19 protein-coding genes are annotated in these 19,056 nt (G+C 31.4%); 5 read left to right on the top strand and 14 right to left on the bottom strand.

Going from position 1 to position 19,056, the window contains the following annotated elements:
• From BLV91_RS01320 to BLV91_RS01305, 4 genes are all read right to left on the bottom strand, one after another.
• The gene (locus tag BLV91_RS01320) at positions 1 to 1,368 is read right to left on the bottom strand and encodes an exopolysaccharide biosynthesis polyprenyl glycosylphosphotransferase (protein ID WP_245709580.1); all 1,368 of its coding nucleotides are present in this window, start codon (positions 1,366 to 1,368) and stop codon (positions 1 to 3) included.
• Between the two features lie 66 nt (positions 1,369 to 1,434).
• Entirely contained in the window at positions 1,435 to 2,418 is a 984-nt protein-coding gene (locus BLV91_RS01315; RefSeq protein WP_091428743.1) for a UDP-glucuronic acid decarboxylase family protein, read from the bottom strand.
• A 173-nt stretch (positions 2,419 to 2,591) separates the two neighbouring features.
• A complete protein-coding gene (locus tag BLV91_RS01310; protein WP_091428741.1) occupies positions 2,592 to 3,332 on the bottom strand; it encodes a class I SAM-dependent methyltransferase in 741 nt (246 codons plus the stop codon).
• 13 nt (positions 3,333 to 3,345) lie between these two features.
• Positions 3,346 to 4,464, bottom strand: a complete 1,119-nt coding sequence (locus tag BLV91_RS01305; RefSeq protein WP_091428739.1) for a glycosyltransferase — start codon at positions 4,462 to 4,464, stop codon at positions 3,346 to 3,348.
• 202 nt (positions 4,465 to 4,666) lie between these two features.
• On the opposite strand from BLV91_RS01305, the gene BLV91_RS01300 reads away from it, so the two are divergent.
• On the top strand, positions 4,667 to 5,053 hold the full coding sequence (locus BLV91_RS01300; protein ID WP_091428737.1) for a hypothetical protein: 387 nt from the start codon (positions 4,667 to 4,669) through the stop codon (positions 5,051 to 5,053).
• Between the two features lie 28 nt (positions 5,054 to 5,081).
• On the opposite strand, the gene BLV91_RS01295 is transcribed toward BLV91_RS01300, so the two are convergent.
• The 7 genes from BLV91_RS01295 to BLV91_RS01265 form a co-directional block, all read right to left on the bottom strand.
• Positions 5,082 to 6,374, bottom strand: a complete 1,293-nt coding sequence (locus BLV91_RS01295) for an O-antigen ligase family protein (protein WP_091428735.1) — start codon at positions 6,372 to 6,374, stop codon at positions 5,082 to 5,084.
• Positions 6,337 to 7,407 carry a hypothetical protein gene (locus BLV91_RS01290; RefSeq protein WP_091428733.1) on the bottom strand — a complete coding sequence of 357 codons (1,071 nt, stop codon included), beginning with the start codon at positions 7,405 to 7,407 and terminating at the stop codon, positions 6,337 to 6,339. The genes BLV91_RS01295 and BLV91_RS01290 overlap by 38 nt, the downstream gene beginning before the upstream one ends.
• Positions 7,408 to 7,482: 75 nt before the next feature.
• Positions 7,483 to 8,787, bottom strand: a complete 1,305-nt coding sequence (locus BLV91_RS01285; RefSeq protein ID WP_091428730.1) for a lipopolysaccharide biosynthesis protein — start codon at positions 8,785 to 8,787, stop codon at positions 7,483 to 7,485.
• A gap of 85 nt (positions 8,788 to 8,872) precedes the next feature.
• Positions 8,873 to 9,682 carry a hypothetical protein gene (locus BLV91_RS01280; RefSeq protein ID WP_245709579.1) on the bottom strand — a complete coding sequence of 270 codons (810 nt, stop codon included), beginning with the start codon at positions 9,680 to 9,682 and terminating at the stop codon, positions 8,873 to 8,875.
• A gap of 189 nt (positions 9,683 to 9,871) precedes the next feature.
• On the bottom strand, positions 9,872 to 11,551 hold the full coding sequence (locus BLV91_RS01275) for a DUF6909 family protein (protein ID WP_091428725.1): 1,680 nt from the start codon (positions 11,549 to 11,551) through the stop codon (positions 9,872 to 9,874).
• A gap of 35 nt (positions 11,552 to 11,586) precedes the next feature.
• Positions 11,587 to 13,074 carry a GH3 family acyl-acid amido synthetase gene (locus BLV91_RS01270; protein WP_091428722.1) on the bottom strand — a complete coding sequence of 496 codons (1,488 nt, stop codon included), beginning with the start codon at positions 13,072 to 13,074 and terminating at the stop codon, positions 11,587 to 11,589.
• A gap of 70 nt (positions 13,075 to 13,144) precedes the next feature.
• A complete protein-coding gene (locus BLV91_RS01265; protein ID WP_091428720.1) occupies positions 13,145 to 13,645 on the bottom strand; it encodes a peptidase in 501 nt (166 codons plus the stop codon).
• Positions 13,646 to 13,858: 213 nt separating this feature from the next.
• On the opposite strand from BLV91_RS01265, the gene tatA reads away from it, so the two are divergent.
• The 3 genes from tatA (at position 13,859) to BLV91_RS17275 (ending at position 14,889) form a co-directional block, all read left to right on the top strand.
• The gene (tatA, locus tag BLV91_RS01260) at positions 13,859 to 14,041 is read left to right on the top strand and encodes a twin-arginine translocase TatA/TatE family subunit (RefSeq protein WP_091428718.1); all 183 of its coding nucleotides are present in this window, start codon (positions 13,859 to 13,861) and stop codon (positions 14,039 to 14,041) included.
• A gap of 330 nt (positions 14,042 to 14,371) precedes the next feature.
• The gene (locus BLV91_RS17280) at positions 14,372 to 14,695 is read left to right on the top strand and encodes a hypothetical protein (RefSeq protein ID WP_317039669.1); all 324 of its coding nucleotides are present in this window, start codon (positions 14,372 to 14,374) and stop codon (positions 14,693 to 14,695) included.
• 5 nt (positions 14,696 to 14,700) lie between these two features.
• A complete protein-coding gene (locus tag BLV91_RS17275; RefSeq protein ID WP_317039668.1) occupies positions 14,701 to 14,889 on the top strand; it encodes a hypothetical protein in 189 nt (62 codons plus the stop codon).
• Between the two features lie 129 nt (positions 14,890 to 15,018).
• Here the strand turns inward: BLV91_RS17275 and BLV91_RS01250 are convergent, their stop codons facing one another.
• A complete protein-coding gene (locus BLV91_RS01250; RefSeq protein WP_091428716.1) occupies positions 15,019 to 17,142 on the bottom strand; it encodes a Tex family protein in 2,124 nt (707 codons plus the stop codon).
• 54 nt (positions 17,143 to 17,196) lie between these two features.
• Between BLV91_RS01250 and BLV91_RS01245 the strand changes: the two genes are divergently transcribed.
• Positions 17,197 to 17,475, top strand: coding sequence for a DUF1294 domain-containing protein (locus BLV91_RS01245; RefSeq protein ID WP_091429113.1), 279 nt, complete (start codon positions 17,197 to 17,199; stop codon positions 17,473 to 17,475).
• 172 nt (positions 17,476 to 17,647) lie between these two features.
• On the opposite strand, the gene rpiB is transcribed toward BLV91_RS01245, so the two are convergent.
• Together rpiB and BLV91_RS01235 are read right to left on the bottom strand one after the other, a co-directional pair.
• Complete coding sequence (gene rpiB / locus BLV91_RS01240) at positions 17,648 to 18,076, bottom strand: ribose 5-phosphate isomerase B (RefSeq protein WP_091428714.1); 429 nt, start codon at positions 18,074 to 18,076, stop codon at positions 17,648 to 17,650.
• 695 nt (positions 18,077 to 18,771) lie between these two features.
• Positions 18,772 to 19,011 carry a hypothetical protein gene (locus tag BLV91_RS01235; protein ID WP_040473640.1) on the bottom strand — a complete coding sequence of 80 codons (240 nt, stop codon included), beginning with the start codon at positions 19,009 to 19,011 and terminating at the stop codon, positions 18,772 to 18,774.
• Between the last annotated feature and the right edge of the window lie 45 nt (positions 19,012 to 19,056).

Here is a 19,056-nt window from a genome sequence, read left to right as displayed (position 1 = left end):
TTAATATGCTTTTTTATCTCCTTTTAAAATATTTACAATAGTCATGTAAATGATTTTTAAATCTAAAATTACAGACCAATTTTCAATGTAAAAAACATCCATTTTTATCCTGTTAATCATGTCTTTTTCGGTCTCAATCTCTCCTCTATAACCACTAACTTGAGCTAGACCCGTAATCCCAGGTTTTACATAATGACGCTTCATGTATTTCTTAATTTTACCGCCATAAGTTTTATTTTGTGACCAAAGATGAGGCCGCGGTCCAACAATAGACATATCTCCAAACAAAACATTTACAAATTGAGGCATTTCATCAATACTCGATTTCCGCATCAATTTCCCTATCTTAGTAACTCTAGGGTCGTCTTTAGAAGCCTCTGTTTCTGAGACCGCATTTATTTGCATCGAACGAAATTTATAACAGTTAAATGGTTTTTCACCAATTCCCGGTCTTCCTTGCTTGAACATAATAGGACCTTTGGACTCTAATTTAATTAAAATTGCCAACAACGGTGCTAACCAAGATAACACACCAATTATTACAATCAACGAAAAAATAATATCAAAAAAACGTTTAAATATCTTTATTGTCGGCTCATTTAAAAGAGTGTCTTTCAAAGATAGTACAGGAAAAAAATCGTAAAAATCTACCTTTAAATTCTTTGAAAAAATCTCTTTTGTGTCTGGAATGAATTTTATTGTTTTATTGTTTTCATCAGCAAATTCTACTAAATCTTTCAGTTGTGAATTTGAAACTTCACTTAGCGAACAGTATATTTCATCTACTTGATTTGCTATTGAAAAGCTCTTAAAATCCAACAAATTCCCCTTAATTTCTGGATTTATTTTTTTATCTGAAAAGTAACCCAAAAACTGATAACCATAATCTTTCCTAGTTTCAAAAAGCTCTTTCAGTTGAATAGATTCTGGCGTATAGCCTACGATTACAGCGTATCTGCGATTATTCCCTACTATTAGTCGGTATTTTATCAAACAATAAAACAAAAATAATTTTGAAATAGTGATTAAAATCAAGCTACATACTATGGATAAACCAATACGCTCCGCATTAAAAATAGCCTGATCCGAAAAGGGGAAAAAAGCAATGACAATCAAAAGAAAAAGAACGCCTTGTTTTATTATTTTCGAGATTATTTCTATAGGTTTTGTAAAGCGATAGACTCCATAAAACTTTATAAGAAATGCAATAACGATCCAGCCTAATCCTTGGTATATTAAATAGAAAACAAGATTTATTTTAAGATCTTCGAATAAAAAAAACCCTAAAACAGAAATAATACATAAGTCCATTAAGATACTTATTGGCCTTATGTATTTTGAATATCTTCCTATTTGGGGTAATGTCATGAGTAGCGAATCTATTCTAACTGAATTGTAATAGAATTAAATTTATTGGTTTAAATGTATCCTATTTTAATTGATGTATTTAGAGAAATCTTTGTGTTCTTCTTTTGAAAGTTCCTCTTTTGATAATGATCTAAAATAATCATAGGTTATTTTCATTCCTTCGGCACGATTTACTGTAACGTCCCAACCCAGAATTTCTTTGGCCTTAGTGATGTCTGGCTGACGTTGCAAAGGATCATTTTCTGGCAAAGCATGGTAGACAATCTTTTGATTGGTACCCGTCAATTTTATAATCTCTTCAGCAAAATCCTTAATTGTGATTTCGTCAGGATTTCCAATATTCACTGGATATACGTAATCCGAATGCAACAATCTGAAAATACCTTCCACCTGATCATCCACATAACAGAAAGAACGTGTTTGCATACCGTCGCCAAAAATAGTGAGGTCTTCACCACGCAAAGCCTGACCGATAAATGCAGGAATAACTCTTCCATCATTTAGTCGCATTCTTGGACCGTAGGTATTGAATATACGTACAATTCTAGTCTCTACCCCGTGAAAAGTATGATAGGCCATCGTTATGGATTCCTGAAAGCGCTTAGCCTCGTCATAAACCCCTCTGGGCCCTATTGTGTTTACATTACCATAGTATTCCTCCGTTTGTGGATGAACTAAGGGATCTCCATACACTTCAGATGTTGAAGCGATCAGGATTCGAGCTTTCTTCACTCTTGCCAGACCTAAAAGATTATGTGTTCCAAGAGAGCCCACTTTTAGTGTTTGAATTGGAATTTTTAAATAGTCGATAGGGCTTGCCGGTGAGGCAAAATGTAAGATATAATCCAATTGACCAGGAACATGGACGAATTTTGTGATATCATGATGATAAAATTCGAAATTTTCCAGTTTGAACAGGTGTTCTATATTTTTTAAATCTCCAGTGATGAGATTATCCATGCCAATAACAAAATAACCCTCTTTAATAAAACGGTCACATAAATGTGATCCCAAAAATCCGGCTGCACCAGTGATAAGTATCCTTTTCATAGTAAAACATTTAGAAATATGCCTGTATAAAAAAATACAGAAGCGAATAAAAAAAACGGACCTCCGCTTTTATGATAAATTTGATTCTGTCAAAAATAACTTTATCATTAGGATTCCGAAAGTAATTAGTATAAAATTTTTAGTATTGTAAATCGATTTATCAAATCCACTATTTACTCTACCATATTTGATGTTTTTTCCAACACAAAGACATTGTTAAAATAGGCGTTTTTATCTACTGGTAATATAAAACTGAACAGTAGTCCAAAAAAATTGAAGAAAATGATGAAAGGAATAAGAAATACCTGCCTTACATTCTTGTTGCTGGGAAGTATGTTCTTTATGTAATTTAACTGAAATTGAAAAATCACTTCAATATAATTCCCTGTTTTAAAATTTTCAATAACTCTAAAACCATGTTTTTGATATAAAAATTGTAAGGCTGGAGTAGTATATCTAGCAAAATCATAAGGCATTTCATGTTCTTCCCATGTAAATGGAGTTGTTATTATTGCTCTCCCCTTTTCTTTTAAAACTCGATTAAACTCTTGCAACAATTCATCAATATTAAAAACATGTTCCAAGACTTCTGTAGATAAGATAGAATCGAATCTTTCGTTCTCAAATGGAATCACTTTTCCATCATAAAAACGGTCAATTTCATCAGTATTTTGTTCTCTTCCTTCTATTTTATAATCAACTCCGATGTACTCTTTTACATTGACAAATAAATCCTTGTACGGTTTTGTACCACAACCAAAATCTAATAATGAACCATCTAATTTAGCGGCATGATCCTTAATAACTGAAAATATCGATCTTCTAATCAGAAAATTATAGTTGATAAAAAAACCAAGTACCCCAGGGTTAAATTTTTCTTTTTTAATCCTTTTTTTAATTACTTCTCTAAACATGAATTTGTTATAATTAATTGTAGCTTTTATAAATTGCTTCCAATTGTTTGATATTTGATTTAATTGAAAAATTTTCCGCAAAAACTTGCTGCGATTTTTTTGACATGCGCTCTAATAACTTTTCATCTCCGAGCAACTCTAAAATTTTCTCCTTGAATTGAATCACGTCTTCATTAATAACAAAACCGTTAAAACCGTCTTTAATTAAATCTCTATTTCCGTCACAATTTGTTACGACACAAGGCTTCGATAATGCTAAACTTTCTATGACAGCGTATGGAAGCCCTTCATATCGAGCTGTCGAAATATACAATTTAGATTGGTCAATTATATTAAAAACGTCTGTTCTTTCAGTCCAGCTCAGAAGAGTTACCTCATTCTCCATATCAAGTTCTTGAATAAGACTTTTTACTGATTCTAATTGATCTGAAACAGGCCCTACTCCCATTACCACTAAATGAATTTTAACTTCTTTATTCACCTCATTCATTACCCTTACCATCTGTTCAATATTTTTTTGATAAGAAGGTCGGCCCACGGTGCAGATATAATAATCAGGCCATGTTTTAGGAATGGATAAGGGTTCTATTTTTAATATTGGTTCAATACAGTTATTAAAAACGATGGTGTTTTGAGGATCAAACCCCACTTCATCAATCGCACGTTTTTTCTCAGAATTAGAGGTTGCTAACAGCAAACTGCTTCTTTTTGCCAGCAGTTTTTCAATAGCCAGAAAAATGCCTCTTTTTAATTTACTTTGGCTGCTCAAATACGAGAAAGCATGAGGTGTATAAATTACTTTTACACCTAATATTGGTCCTAAAACCCTTCCTATTATCCCTCCTTTAGCACTATGGCTATGTATTAAATCGGGTTTTTCTTTCTTTAAAATTTGGTAGGTTTGATAGGTAGCTTTTAGATCATTGAATATTGATATTTCTCTAAAAATTGAAATTTTATACTCTTTTAGATTCTTCTTATTTTTATCCAAAAAAGGCACAGCGGTGTCTTTAGTGCCATGAATGACTATATTTTCAAATGAGTCTGTATCAATGTTATTTAATAACAATCTTACATAAATATCGACTCCTCCTAAGGAATGTAATAGATGAGCTATTTTCGTTTTTGCCATTTTAATTATATGCGCAATTTATCCATTTGCATTTAAATCCAAATGTATCATTATTTTAATGATTACATAGTATTGCCTTAAATTATGCCATTTGAATCTTTAAAAAAAGACAATTAAATTTATGAAATATAGTCAGTTTCTTTGATAAAAAAAATAGCGATATTTACCAAAATTTTAATTTTACTATATTAAATAAATTCAAATGAAAAAAAGGTTTTTAATTGCGACTCTTGTTGTAGTATTTTCATTGTCATGCGGAAACAAGAACGAGGAAACGCCTCAGCAAGATGCCATGCAAGAGATTGCACCGGAAACATCTAATGAAGTAAAAGTCGAAGTTACTGACTTTGACCGTTACGAAGGCAAAATAGTTTTAGGAACTAATGGTCAATGGTATTTAATAAAAGAAGGCGCTCGTTGGAGAACAAATTCAATAGCAGCAACAGATGATTATATAAAAACATTGCCTCCTGGAAAAGATTATGTTGTGAAAAATGTACCTATGGAAACACTGCAACAATTTTCAGAAGTTGGAGAAATATACCCACATCTAGAATTTAAAAAAGATGTAATTGAAACCGCTAAATAAGCGGTTTTTTTGTTTCATTCTAAAAATATTAAGCTAAAATTGCCTCCCTTTTTTGTTGAAGCCAATAACTAGCAAATATAGAAATCCATAATCCGCTGAAGACAATTCCATCAAAACGAAGCAGAAAATCATCTGTCAGGTTTGAGGTAAAAAACAATAAAAAGAACGATATTATAACTGCGTTTTTAGTCTTAATTCCCAAATAAGCAATAAATCCAATATAGAACAAGGCAACAATGGGACCCAATATTCCAAATTTCAATAAAAAATCTAAAAATTGATTGTGCGTTGGAAACTCATATTCCGCTAGAAATACCTGATTCGTTTCTTTAAAATACTTTACTAATTCTGCCTTTCCATCTGAAGCTCCTACTCCAAAAGGAAGGTTCTTGAGTGATAATTCCCAGACCGATTTCCAGATGGAAACCCTTGTAACAAAAGAACTATAAACCGCTATTTCAGGATGATCGATCTCGTCTAATTTCCCTACTTTATCCATATTCGAAAAAATTTGAGTCGAATACTTCTCTTTCATAAAGGGATTCTTCTGTATGAATAAAAATAAAACTGAAGCAATCAAAACTAGAGAAATTATCGCTCTTTTGAAGATTACATTAGAGCTGTATCTTTTTGAAATTTGGAAATAAACAACTATCAGAAAACCAATTAAAGTGGCTAATAAAGCCATTCTGGTATTCACATACAAAACAAAAAAGAAGGAAATAATTAAAACTAGTAAATCTCTTGTTTTAGACCATTTACTGTAATTAATTTTGGAAGCTTCAAACAAGAAATAAAAATTAGAAAAAGCAACAAAAGCCAAGTGCATATTGAGCGCTGGTGCATGAATACCAATACTGTCAGCAAAAACATAGCCCATTTCCCAAAGGTCTTTCCCATTGAGGTACTTAAAAAAATGCTCCGAGTCCAGCACTATAAAACGTACAAAAAAGAAGACCATAATAAGCGTTGTAGTGATGCAATAGGCTTTCAAAATTTTTATAAATTGAATACGCTGATAATTTCCAATTATAAATATTGGGAAAAACAGTAGCGAAACACTTTTCTCTAATGATTTTAAGCCGAGAGCGTAAGAATCATTATTCCAAAAAAACAACATTTCCATTAAGAATGGAGCTGCCACTAACAAGATAATTGGCAGTTGTTTTTTTGAAATTTTTATTTTTTTTAAAAACAGCAAATTGAAAACTACAAAAGCTATCAAAAAAACAGTAGACAGTTTTCTGAAAATTAATGTAATAGCAATTAGAAACAGAAATAAATTAAATACTTTGTCGAATGTCTTTTCTGAAATCTTCATAATACAATGCAAAATATATTAAAGGAAAAAGCCCTATTTTATGTCGGATAGAAGTGCCTAAATCTGGTTCAAATATACCTTGAACGATAAAAAAAGCAAATAAAATCAATAAGGTCCATAACTCAAATTGATATTGTTTCCTGTTTTTTAAACATCTGGAAAACCGGACAAACAAAATATAAAATAGCAATAACTGCCACAATACAAAAACCAATACTTGTGGTGATAAAATATGTTTAATTGCTTCAATTACGGGTACATTTACAGCCATAAAACCATAAACAATACCAAATGCTTCACCGTACCATGTGTCTTGTGATATTGGCGATACTACAGCCGTATTTATATTCTTTTTATTTATATTCTCAACGACATAATTTTCCCTTGTCTGTTTCGAAATATATTCTCCTCTTATAGCTCCGTGACTCAGTGATAAAAAAATCGCGATCAATATTCCATAAAAAATAATCGATATTGTTTTGTTTTCAAATTTGATAAACGACAGTAAATACATTCCAATTGCAAATATTGGCATCAAAAGATAATAAGGCCTGAAAAATGAAAAACAAGCGATTAAAATAAGTGAAAACGCAATTTTAAATACTGGCTTTTTATTAGATTGAAATATAAAAGGAATAGTACAAAACATTAAAAACGTAATGAATTCCTTAGTGGGCATCGACATATATATTCCTAAAAGCAGCAGTCCAATATAGACCAAAATATTTTTTACATTTAGCTTATGAAAGTTGTGCGGAACCCCAATTTTATATAATATGTAGGTTACTATGGGAAATTGAATCAAGGCAATAAGAAAAAAAGAGAGATGCCGTAAACCCGTAAGTTTATAAAACATAATCGCAAACGGATAACTACCAAACCAACCTATTTCGCGCCCTTTGTCAAACACAATTATTACAGTATCATTAAAATACCTTTCCGGTAAAATATAAGGCGTCAAAAAGGCAACTAGTAAATTGCAAAAAAACAACCCTATAAATACTGCCTTATTTTTTTTAACTAGTGTTCGCATTTTTGCTTTTTATAGGAAACCTTAATTTGTTTATGAATAATTCAGTTAAAAATCGATGCTGTTTACAATCGATTTTTAATGAAATAGAACCACTACTTTATCTTTTTTATAAATAATTATTGCTGTAATTATATTCCAAAAAAGTAAACTCGCAACAAAAGCAATTGCTGCTCCTGTCATTGAATACATTGGGATTAATATAATATTTAGAACTAAATTAAGCAATACCGCAAAAATCAAGATGACTTGGAAAATACTTTGTCTTCCCGTCATATTCAAATATATCGCAGCAACTCCAAAAAAAGAAGCCAACAATTGACCCACCATTAATATCAAGAGCGCCTGTTTTCCTTCTATATAGTTTTCTCCAAAGAAATATAAAATATCTTCAGAAAACAAACAAACGGTTATAACCACCGCCAATGTCAACATAACAATTATTCTCGCGCTTTCTCTCAATACTTTTACTAATTCTCTGTGATTCTTTTCAGTATAAAGCTGTGCAATTTTTAAAGAAACAGAAATATACACGGAGTTGTTAATCATGAACAAAACAGAAACTAACTTCATCACAATTGAATAATAAGCGACTGTTTCATCTCCTTTAAACTTTTTCAAAAACACTACATCAAAGGTCATCATCAAGAAAATAGCTAAATTACTTATAGCCATAGGATATGATTTGTGAGCGATAAAAGAGTAGTTAAAACGATCCGTGTCATCTACAAGTACTGAATCGTTTTTTTGCTTTTCGAACAGTCTAAAAACAATAATCGTCGTTATAATCGAAAGTGCAACAAACCCAACTAAAAAAGTATCTACCAAATAGCTTTCCTCATGTATATAAAACAAAACGACAGCCCCAATAATAACGGAAACATACTTAAAGGTATTTCTAAACAATTCAGCAGTATAAATTTTGTCTAATGCTCTAATTGTTTCAGTATTAAACAAAGTTATACAATAGAAAAACAAGGCGATAATGGCCTTATAAATCAGTAAATAGGTGCCTTTTTGATTAAAAAAAACATTAATTCTATTTTGACCAATGATTAAAAACACAATCAACACCAGCATAGACAATGCAAAAATCAGCACAGCAATTTTTTTATAAATCGCCCTTAACTTTTCTGTTTCATTGCTGCTTTTTAAAATGCCGGTAAAATATAATATGGATTGATCAGTACCCAGAACACAAATACTGCTTAAAACCAATAAAACCATTCTTATAAAGTCAAATTGACCAATGATTTTTGGGTCGTAATTATGGGTTAAAAACAAAGAAAAACCAAAAAGAGTGATTACCCCTATGATTCTTAAAAACATAGTTGTAAAACTCTGTAAAACAATTGGATTTTTTTTTATTTTATTGAAACCCATATTGATTTTTTTTCAAAATTTCAGGAAATTGTATGTAGTTGAATTAATTAAATCTCTGTTTGGTTCTGCTTCATTTTAAAAGAAATTATATCAATTGTGCCTTTCTCATTTGACTTTTGTAATACTTTAAAAATAAGTGTATGAAAATAAATGAAAGCAAAAACAAAATTGGCAAAACCAGTTTTAATTTACCATTGATTGAGCTTCTATTCTCTATGTTTAATGTTGCACTGTTTTCTTTAATAATCTTATCCATTCCTATCAAATCAACCCTAAGAACTCCTTGCTGATAAATTAAAGCTTCTTTTGTTTTGATAACATCGTTTAGCTGCGTATTTTCATTATAATAAACCAGTTTATCACTTTGTTGATTCCTGTTTACAGAGCTTGAAAATCCATTTAAAACAGCATCAATTTGCGAAATAATCGTATCATTTTGACTCAGCTTTATTTGGGTATTCTTAAACTCTTCTATTTGAATTTTCTTAAAATAATCGGACTCATTCAAGAAATTTAAAATAGGCTGAATGGTTGATTCATCGGATGCTAACTCATCTGTTTTGACTATAATTTCATGATTTGTATAATTTTTGCTAGTCAAATTATCTTCAAGGATTTTATTAATATCACCTGCTTCGGCCATTAATTTGATTAGCTCAAAGTTTTCAGTTTTATTTTCAATGAATTTATATACGTCTGTTATCGGTTTGATTTTTATTCCTTTTAGTATTTCTGGATGTTTTAAACCAACACTTCTCTTTAAAAAAGCAGTGTCCCTTTCAATAATTTTAGCGTTTAATAAATTAATTTTAGAATATAAGTAATCTGCTGATTTAAAATTTGGTGTTACTATTATTTGATGATCAAACTTTTTTTGTGTTTTATCTAAAAACAATCCCAAACCGAATCCAACAATCAACAAAATGGCAATCACAACAGCATTTTTTACAAAAAACCGAATACAATTAAAAATCAATGTATTAATTCCTTGAAAAAAGCTTTTTATCTTTTTAGATATTTGTGTTAAATCAATTTCTTGATCGTTAGGATTATGTTGGGGTAAGTTTACACTCATATTATAATTCTATTTTACGTTGAAAATTTGTTCCAATATTTTAATGGTAATCAAATAAGTAGGCTTTACTCCTGTTGTCCCAAGTCCACCTGAAGCTAACGTACTTCCTGTTTCTAATGGATTATCTGAAGCATAATAAGCATATCTTACTTTTACATCTTGTGGTACACTTTTTCTAATTTTTGAAGCGGATTGAATGGCTTTTTGATAATAAGAACCTTCCATTTCCAGACCTATTACTCCCCAAGTAGATTCATGGAAAAACTTTAATAAATCCCTATTTTGAAGCGAAGTTCCCAACACCGTAACCATTGGCCCTGCAAAAACTGCAATATCATTGTCTTTAAACATTTCAGCAGTTAATTCATTTTCGAAAAAATAATTATCAGCCGTTCCTTCATTGATATGAGCATTTGGAATCATGATATCTCCCTTTCCACCTTCAAGAATTCCTGCTTTCCCCATTATAGAAACGGATTCTACATTTAGCAAAGTGTCTTTTTTGAAGGGTTTTAACAACTCATCAATCGTTTCGTACGCTTGTTCCCCAAAAGCATAATCCATTACAATTAATACTGGTTTTTTATCTCCTAATTTTGCTGTAGGAAATGAAGAGTGCGCCCAATTAATTTTAGCAGTGTCAAAAATTTGTACGTCAATATTAGTTCCAGAAGTATCCGGAATCGAAATCATACCGTGCTTTAAAGCCACTTCTTCTACTTTATTTCGAACTTCATTGGCACCTGATTTGCTTAATTCTTCATAAATAAAGAAATCAGATTTTTCTTTGAATTGCGTTTTTAAAACGGTTGTAGCAAAAATGGAATTCATCACAGAGTGCATATTAGCGCTTATAACATGAATAGGACGATCTATAAGATTCTTTTCCTTTAAAACCTCCTTGATGTTAGTAGCCCAAATTTCACCATGAATATGGTGACCTAGTCGCTCTCTTAAAATAGGGCTAAAGGTGATGGTTCTTTTTTTGTTGTCGAGAATTTCTTCAATGGCTAATTTTCCTAACCAGTAGATAACATGTAAAAAACGATCTGGTGCAGTTATTGAACCAAAGGCATCATAGATGTCCAATACTTCTTCAAAGGTTCTCCCCAGAATATTAGCTGTATGTGAGATTGCTTTCTCTTTTTCTACAAGAGATAACTTTTTATTTTGAGAAACGGCATATTGCAATTTCATCCAATCGCGTGATACTTCACCAGCATCATCTAATAATACTCGGTTTCTAATTTTATGACTTTCTATAAAAATAAAAGTCAAATGCGTTAAAATATCATAGATATCTGAACGACCACGAGTGATTTCCACATTCATTTGCTCCTCATCAATTCGATAACAATTTCTTCTTCTTTTTGGAGGAATAATTGCCTGGAAATGAGATTTTGAGTATCCTTCTGCAGAGGTAAGGTTAATAAATCGACATTCCTCAATTCCCAAAGGAAGACGTTCGATAACATACAAAAGTCCATTTAATTCCACTTTCTCTTCTGCAATATTTCCATATATTTCAGGACGTAAGGCCAATAAAGCTTCACGTAAAGTGTCCCCAGAAATTCCCATTGGTTTATAAAAACCCCTATTGAATAAATGGCGCATTGTAATGTACATTTTCTCTATGGCAGCAGATGATTCTTGTGCTCTTGAACGTGATATATTTTTAGTTTCTTTCATTTTTTTATTAGTATTGAAATTCAAATGTAATTCTTTTATGCCTTGCTTAGTAAGTCCGCAATATTTCTGTTATCAGAAAGTCTCGGGATCTTATTTTGTCCCCCCAGTTTCCCAATAGATTTCATATAGTCTTGAAATCCATTTTTAGTCACTTTTGTTATAACTACTTTTTGCAAGATGTTTCCGATAATTAAATCGTCATAGTACATATTTTGTTTTCGCATGGCATTATCGATCGCTTCCGCAAAAGCAACGATGTCATCTGGTTCGTTTTCAAATTCAATAAACCATTCGTGATAAGGCAATCCGCTGGCAGGTGTTATTTGTGGAGCAACTGTAAACTCATTCACTCGAGCGGTCGTTCCTTCCACTGCTTCCTGTAAAGCACTTTCTACCTCCTTAGCAATAACATGTTCTCCAAAAGCAGAGATGAAATGTTTAATTCTTCCCGAAACGATAATTCGATACGGTTTTAATGAAGTAAACTGCACTGTATCTCCAATATTATATCCCCAAAGTCCCGCATTAGTAGAAATTATCAAAACATAATTTACTCCTAATTCGACTTCTCCAATGGTATAGCGCCTAGGTTTATCAGAATAAAATTCCTCACTCTTGACAAATTCATAAAAAATTCCTGCATTCAGCAACAGCAACATTCCCTTTTCCTTTTGGGAATCCTGATAAGCAAAAAATCCTTCCGATGCCGGGAACAATTCAATAGAGTCTACTTTTCTACCTATTAAATTTTCGAACTTGGCTCTGTAAGGTTCGTAATTGACTCCGCCGTAAATGAACAAATTAAAGTTCTTGAATATTTCACCTATGTTCTTTCCTCCTTTTTGATGCAATCTTTCAAAATACATTTGTACCCAAGAAGGAATTCCTGAAATGACTGTCATATTTTCGTTGATGGTTTCATCAACAATTGCGTCAATTTTAGTCTCCCAATCTTCAATACAATTGGTTTCCCAAGAAGGCATTCGGTTTTTTTGTAAATATTTTGGAATAAAATGAGCTACAATTCCTGATAATCGTCCAAATTGTATTCCGTGTATTTCTTCCAAAATTGGACTTCCTTGTAGGAAAATCATTTTCCCATCGACAAAATCAGCTTTTCCCGTTTCGTGTATATAATGCAAAATAGCATTTCGAGCAGCCTCAATATGATAAGGCATGGATTCTTTTGTAAGCGGAATATATTTTGCTCCAGATGTAGTTCCGGAAGTCTTGGCAAAGTAAAGTGGTTTCCCTTTCCAGAGAACATTTTCTTGACCATTAACCACTTTTTCAACATAGTTTTTTAAATCTTCATAATCCCGGATAGGCACATTTTTAGCAAAATCCTCAAATGTTTTTATTTCAGCAAAATTATGATCCTGACCAAAATCAGTTTGTTTCGCCTCTTTTATCAGGTTCTTAAAAACAGCCTGCTGACTCGCCACAGGATTTGTTGCCCAAGCCTGAGTTTTTTTATATATTTTTTTTGCAAATAATTTTGCTGCAATTGATTTTACTGACATTTTATACTACTGATTTTATGGGTTTTTCCCGCTAAAAGTTTAAAAAAACAACTTTATTGTCACTTAATGCTTACTTCTTCTTTTTGGGGCTAGTAGGTAGGTATTTCTTTTCTTCTTTAGTCACTTGATCCCTCAGTTCTAATTCTTCCTCTGAGGCAGATAATTTTACTTTTGGCATTGGCTCTTCAATCGATGACAATATGGAATCTTTATTGAATTTTGCGTATTCCAGCTGCCCATTTAGTACTTTTTGAATTGATAAAATATAGGCTTCATTTTTCTTTAGTGCAACGGTCAAAGAATCTGATTTTAAAGCCAATTCTGTTGCATCCCTTTTTAATTTAGAAGAGGAATATCCTGGAATAAATTCCCGTAAAGGAGTAAAAGCAATAATAAAAGTAGTGATTGAAATCAATAAAATAGCCCCAATAGAAGCCACTATAAAAACATTCATCAGGTTCAATTTCAACGAGAAAATTTCTTCAAAAGTATCCTCATTCAATATCACCAAACGATTTTTTACGAATAATTTATTGTGGAGTTTTTTCCTTTTCAACCTCTTTTTTGACATACAATTTCTTTATGTTACAAATATAATAATTAATGTCAATAAAGCACTTTGACTGCAAACTAAGGTCGTAATCCTAATAGTAAATTAACTTTAATATACTTTTAACGTAATTGAAATTAAATAATTGACTTAAATTGAATTCATATTAAGTTATTCTATTTACCTTTGTCACAAGATTTATTACAAATTTGCTTCGGCATAAATTATTCAATCATGGGAAGATTTGGTGTTACAGAAATCCTAGTTATATTAGCAGTTGTTTTATTACTTTTTGGAGGTAAAAAAATTCCAGAATTAATGAAAGGATTAGGAAGCGGAATTAAAGAATTTAAAAATGCCGCTAAAGAAGAGCCTTCAACTGATAAAAAAGAAGACAGCAAAGAAGAAACTAAATAAGAAATATCGTTTCTTATTTGAATCCCAAACTCTAATGTATTATTAGAATTTGGGATTTTTTTGTTTAAACATAATGTAGATTACTTTCTGTTTTTTTTGAGAAAAAACTATCAGTATACCCAATTAGTTGCTTTTCATTTTCCCTGTCCTATTCATTTAATAAAACTACCTTTTCAGGAATGCAAAACTCTATTATTACAAATACCTATAAAGTACCACACACAGCTAATGCAATAGAATGTCATAAAATTTTCTAAGTTATATTAAGAAATATACTAGATTGTTTACTTTTGTCGCCTAAAAAAATCATCACCAACAATTGACAGAAAAATGGCAAAAAAAAATAAACAAAGTAATTTAATGCGAATAATCCACCGTTATTTAGGCTTTTTCCTTGCAGGAATTATGGCTGTCTATGCGCTAAGTGGTGTTTTATTAATTTTTAGGGACACTCAATTTTTAAAACAAGAAAAAAATATTGTTAAAACAGTAGCACCCAATTTAAGCGGGGAAGATTTAGGGAAAGAATTACATCTTAGAAAATTTAAAGCAGAACATGAAGAAGGAGATGTGTTATTTTCTTTAAAGAAGGAACCTACAATAAAAAAACAGGAGCAACTAAATATACTACAACGAGTCTACCATTTATTGTAGAAAAAATGAATCATTTGCATAAAGCAAAAACTGGTGAACCGCTATTCTTTTTGAATGTATTTTTTGGTTTATCCTTGCTTTTCTTCGTTATTTCTACTTTTTGGATGTTTTTACCCAAAACAACTATATTCAAAAAAGGAATGTACTTTACGGCAGCAGGAATCCTATTGACACTTATAATGCTCTTTTTGTAAGGCAAAAAATAAGTTAGTATTCAAATAAAAAACCAGCTTCTACTTTGTAAAGAAGCTGGTTTTTTTATGCAAATTTTAGTCTTTGTCGATTACTACATTTCAGTAAATGCTGCAGAATTAGCGTCCTACTTAGAGAATCATAGTCAATTGAATACGTTTCCTATCCTCATCTACTTCGCTCACTTTTACCTGAACATGTTGGTGTAATTTGACAACCTCGTTTACGTCGCTCACAAAGCCCGCTTTGAGTTGTGATATGTGTACCAATCCGCTTTCTTTCACTCCAATATCCACAAAACAACCAAAATTGGTAATGTTATTCACAATTCCAGGTAAAATCATCCCTGCTTTTACGTCCTTTATCGTTTTAACATTTGGGTCAAACTCAAATACTTTGGCTGATTTTCTTGGATCTAATCCTGGTTTTTCAAGCTCTTTGATAATATCTTTCAAGGTTAACAATCCAATTTCTGGAGTGATATAATTCTCTGGTTTTATCAAAGCTGTTTTTTCTTTATTTGCAATTAAATCATTTACTGTCAGTTTCAAATCTTTTGCCATTTTTTCCACAATCGAATAAGCCTCTGGGTGGACAGCTGAATTATCCAATGGATTTTTTGCATTCGAAATTCGAATAAAGGCAACCCCTTGCTGATAGGCTTTTTCGCCTAATCGGGGTACTTTTTTCAGTTGTTTTCTATTTTCGAAAGGGCCATTTTCTGAGCGATAGTTCACAATATTTTCGGCCAACTTATCTCCTATTCCACTGACATAACTTAATAAATGTTTACTTGCAGTGTTGATATTGATTCCAACAGAATTCACACAACGAATTACGGTGTTATCTAATTCTTCTTTCAGTTTAGCTTGATCAACGTCATGCTGGTATTGGCCTACGCCAATGGCTTTTGGATCAATTTTTACCAATTCAGCCAATGGATCAGAAAGTCGTCTCCCAATAGAAACCGATCCACGAACGGTTACATCATAATCAGGAAACTCCTCACGTGCAATTTTGGATGCGGAATATACCGAAGCTCCCGCCTCAGAAACGATAAATACTTGCACCGGTTTATCAAAAGCAATTTTCTTGATAAAGAACTCCGTTTCGCGGGAAGCCGTTCCGTTGCCTATCGAAATAGCATCAATTTTATAGGAATTTACCATAGAACGGATTTTTTTCATCGCCATCGCTTCCTCCTTCTGCGGAGCATGCGGATAAATGGTTTCGTTGTATAGCAAATCTCCTTTTTCATCTAAACAAACGATTTTACATCCAGATCTAAAACCGGGATCAATAGCCAGAATTCGTTTTTCTCCTAAAGGTGGAGCCAGCAACAATTGTCCAAGATTATTAGCAAAAACCTGAATAGAATTGGCGTCAGCCTTAGCTTTAGCTTCTTGCAAAGCTTCATTTGAAATTGCCGGATTCAGCAAACGTTTGTAACTGTCTTCAATAGCGAGTTGCACATGTGGCGTAGTTTTATTTTGACCTTTTAAAACTAATGCATCTATAATATCATAGGCTTCATCCAGATCCACTTCAACTTTAAACTTGATAAAACCTTCGTTTTCGGCACGTAACATCGCTAATAATCGATGTGATGGTGCCTTTGTCAATGGCTCTGCCCAATCAAAATATTGATTGAATTTTTGGGCTGCTTCATCGTCTTTTTTGGTTTTCACAACCTTTGTAGTGATTGTCGCTTTACGTTCATATAAACGACGCAATTGCTTACGAACATAAATGTTTTCATTAATCCATTCGGCAACAATATCACGAGCTCCTTGAAGCGCCGCATCTTCATTAATGACATTATCATTTAAATATTTGGTAGAAATAAAATCGACATCATCATTACTTTGCGCCATGATAATTTTAGCCAAGGGCTCTAGGCCGTTTTCTCGAGCCATATCAGCCTTGGTTTTCTTTTTCTTTTTGTAAGGCAAATAAAAATCTTCCAGTTCCTGTAAATCAAAACTTTGCTCTATTTTTTTACCTAATTCAGGAGTTAGTGCATTTTGTTCATCAATAGATTTTAAAATAGCTTCCTTTCTTTTTACAATTGCTTCATACTCTTTTTGAAGCTTGGCAATGTTTTCGATTTGCACTTCATCCAGGTTTCCTGTCGTGTCTTTTCGGTAACGTGAAATAAATGGAATCGTGCAATCTTCCTGTAAAAGTTGCACCGTTTTTTGAATATTAACTGCTGCAGTTGCAACTGTTTTTGATATGAATTGTATGTTGTTCATTTTAATTTTTTTCGAATAGCTAAAATAATATCTTTGGCTCTAATTTCTGTGAAAATGTATATTTTATTCTACTTTATTATAATCCTAAATTGTATTTCTTTTTTAGTCACTGCCTATGACAAAAGGCTGGCGATAAAAAACAAAAGAAGAATTTCAGAGAAAACACTTTTAAGCTTCGTAGCATTTGGAGGAACTATAGGAGCCGGAATTGCGATGTTCTTTTTTAGACATAAAACCGCAAAAGCTTCTTTTTTATGGAAGTACTTTGGTTTAGTGCTGCTACAAATTGTGTTTATATATCTTCTTTTTTATAAGGAACTAATAACTTTCTAATTGTTTTACTTTAAAAATTAAAACCTCAAAAAAATAATAAATAAATACATCCACTGACTCAATTAACATTAATTCATTGAGTTTAAAATAAAAAACGAGCTAAGTTTGACAACTCAGCTCGTTTACAATTTAGGACTTCTCCCTTATTTTATTTTAAAATAAAATTCCTTTTTTAACAAGAAATCTTATCTACTCTATTTTGATGTCTTCCGCCTTCAAATTCAGTATTCAAAAAAGTATCTACCATTTCAATTGCTTGTGGAATTGAAGTATAACGTGCAGGAATACTTATTATGTTAGCATCATTATGTTGACGCGCTAAAGCTGCAATCTCTTTCATCCAACATAGAGCAGCGCGCACTTTTGCATGCTTGTTTGCGGTCATTGCAATTCCATTACCACTTCCGCATATTATAATTCCAAAATCAGCTTTACCTTCAGAAACATCTGTAGCTACTTTGTGTGCAAAATCAGGGTAATCTACACTATCTACAGTATCAGTTCCATAATTAGTTACTTCATGACCTTTAGCGATAAGCATTTCTACAATTGCATGTTTATAATCTGGACCAGCGTGATCGTTTCCTATTGAGATTTTCATTCTATTTTTATTAAGTTGTGTTTGGCAAATTTACCAAAAGAATATTGGATAATATAAATGATAGATTTGTTTATTTTAAAAAATACAAAGTCCACAAATACAGTTTCATTTATTACCTTTATAACTATCAGATTTTCATCTATTTATAGAGTTATAAACATTTTTAATAAATATATAAAATATTGGTAATCAATGAATAGTCTTAATATAAAATGTTAAAAAATTACATTGTTAATAGCGAAACGCAATTGCTTGATATTCAGTTAACCTTATATTAACAGTAATTGTTAATAACTTCAGATAGAATATTATAAGTATTTTATGGTTGTATTAAAAAAATAAGTAATCCAAAACCCACTTTTAAAATCCTAATTTAGTTAGCGGAATTTTTAGAATAGTTATCAATATTAAAAAGTAGTTTATCAACAAAAAAATAAAAAATACTTATTTACAATTAGAATAGTTTTTACTTTATCAACCATTGTTAATTAAAATACAAAAACTCTTTAAAACTAGATAATTAAGTACATATAACGTTGTTAATAACTCCCAATAACAACCTAAAACTTCATTTCAAGTCTTTTTAAATTAATTTTATAGCCATTATTAACAAGCTATAATACCCATTAATAAATAATTTAAATTTAATTTTTCTTTTTGTTGTATTATATATGTGTTGACAACTTTCAAAAAAATTAAACGATTTTTAAATTGTTGTCGTACTTCATTTCTTGAAGAATAGTTTTAACTGTTGCAAAATCGTTAGGATGAATTTTAAGTTTGATTCCGCCCAAAGCAGTGGAATACATTGGAGCAAAAGAAGACATGATTTCATTTTCAAAAAAGTATTGCAAACCTTCCTGATCCAAACGATGTTTCAGAATTTCAATTTCATGAATGTAGTCAAAAACAGCGATAGTGATAAATGCTTCCATAATTAGATTCTTTTCATAAAGATACAACTATTCTTTAAAGTTATA

This window comes from Flavobacterium degerlachei (genome assembly GCF_900106645.1).
Lineage (GTDB): Bacteria > Bacteroidota > Bacteroidia > Flavobacteriales > Flavobacteriaceae > Flavobacterium > Flavobacterium degerlachei.
The sequence above is the reverse complement of the archived record's forward strand: the minus strand, read 5'-3'. Positions and strand labels throughout refer to the sequence as shown.

Coding starts and splice junctions, on each gene's coding strand:
- BLV91_RS01320 (WP_245709580.1), bottom strand. CDS start 1,368: ATGACATTACCCCAAATAGGAAGATATTCAAAATACATAAGGCCAATA.
- BLV91_RS01315 (WP_091428743.1), bottom strand. CDS start 2,418: ATGAAAAGGATACTTATCACTGGTGCAGCCGGATTTTTGGGATCACAT.
- BLV91_RS01310 (WP_091428741.1), bottom strand. CDS start 3,332: ATGTTTAGAGAAGTAATTAAAAAAAGGATTAAAAAAGAAAAATTTAAC.
- BLV91_RS01305 (WP_091428739.1), bottom strand. CDS start 4,464: ATGGCAAAAACGAAAATAGCTCATCTATTACATTCCTTAGGAGGAGTC.
- BLV91_RS01300 (WP_091428737.1), top strand. CDS start 4,667: ATGAAAAAAAGGTTTTTAATTGCGACTCTTGTTGTAGTATTTTCATTG.
- BLV91_RS01295 (WP_091428735.1), bottom strand. CDS start 6,374: ATGAAGATTTCAGAAAAGACATTCGACAAAGTATTTAATTTATTTCTG.
- BLV91_RS01290 (WP_091428733.1), bottom strand. CDS start 7,407: ATGCGAACACTAGTTAAAAAAAATAAGGCAGTATTTATAGGGTTGTTT.
- BLV91_RS01285 (WP_091428730.1), bottom strand. CDS start 8,787: ATGGGTTTCAATAAAATAAAAAAAAATCCAATTGTTTTACAGAGTTTT.
- BLV91_RS01275 (WP_091428725.1), bottom strand. CDS start 11,551: ATGAAAGAAACTAAAAATATATCACGTTCAAGAGCACAAGAATCATCT.
- BLV91_RS01270 (WP_091428722.1), bottom strand. CDS start 13,074: ATGTCAGTAAAATCAATTGCAGCAAAATTATTTGCAAAAAAAATATAT.
- BLV91_RS01265 (WP_091428720.1), bottom strand. CDS start 13,645: ATGTCAAAAAAGAGGTTGAAAAGGAAAAAACTCCACAATAAATTATTC.
- tatA (WP_091428718.1), top strand. CDS start 13,859: ATGGGAAGATTTGGTGTTACAGAAATCCTAGTTATATTAGCAGTTGTT.
- BLV91_RS17280 (WP_317039669.1), top strand. CDS start 14,372: ATGGCAAAAAAAAATAAACAAAGTAATTTAATGCGAATAATCCACCGT.
- BLV91_RS17275 (WP_317039668.1), top strand. CDS start 14,701: ATGAATCATTTGCATAAAGCAAAAACTGGTGAACCGCTATTCTTTTTG.
- BLV91_RS01250 (WP_091428716.1), bottom strand. CDS start 17,142: ATGAACAACATACAATTCATATCAAAAACAGTTGCAACTGCAGCAGTT.
- BLV91_RS01245 (WP_091429113.1), top strand. CDS start 17,197: ATGTATATTTTATTCTACTTTATTATAATCCTAAATTGTATTTCTTTT.
- rpiB (WP_091428714.1), bottom strand. CDS start 18,076: ATGAAAATCTCAATAGGAAACGATCACGCTGGTCCAGATTATAAACAT.
- BLV91_RS01235 (WP_040473640.1), bottom strand. CDS start 19,011: ATGGAAGCATTTATCACTATCGCTGTTTTTGACTACATTCATGAAATT.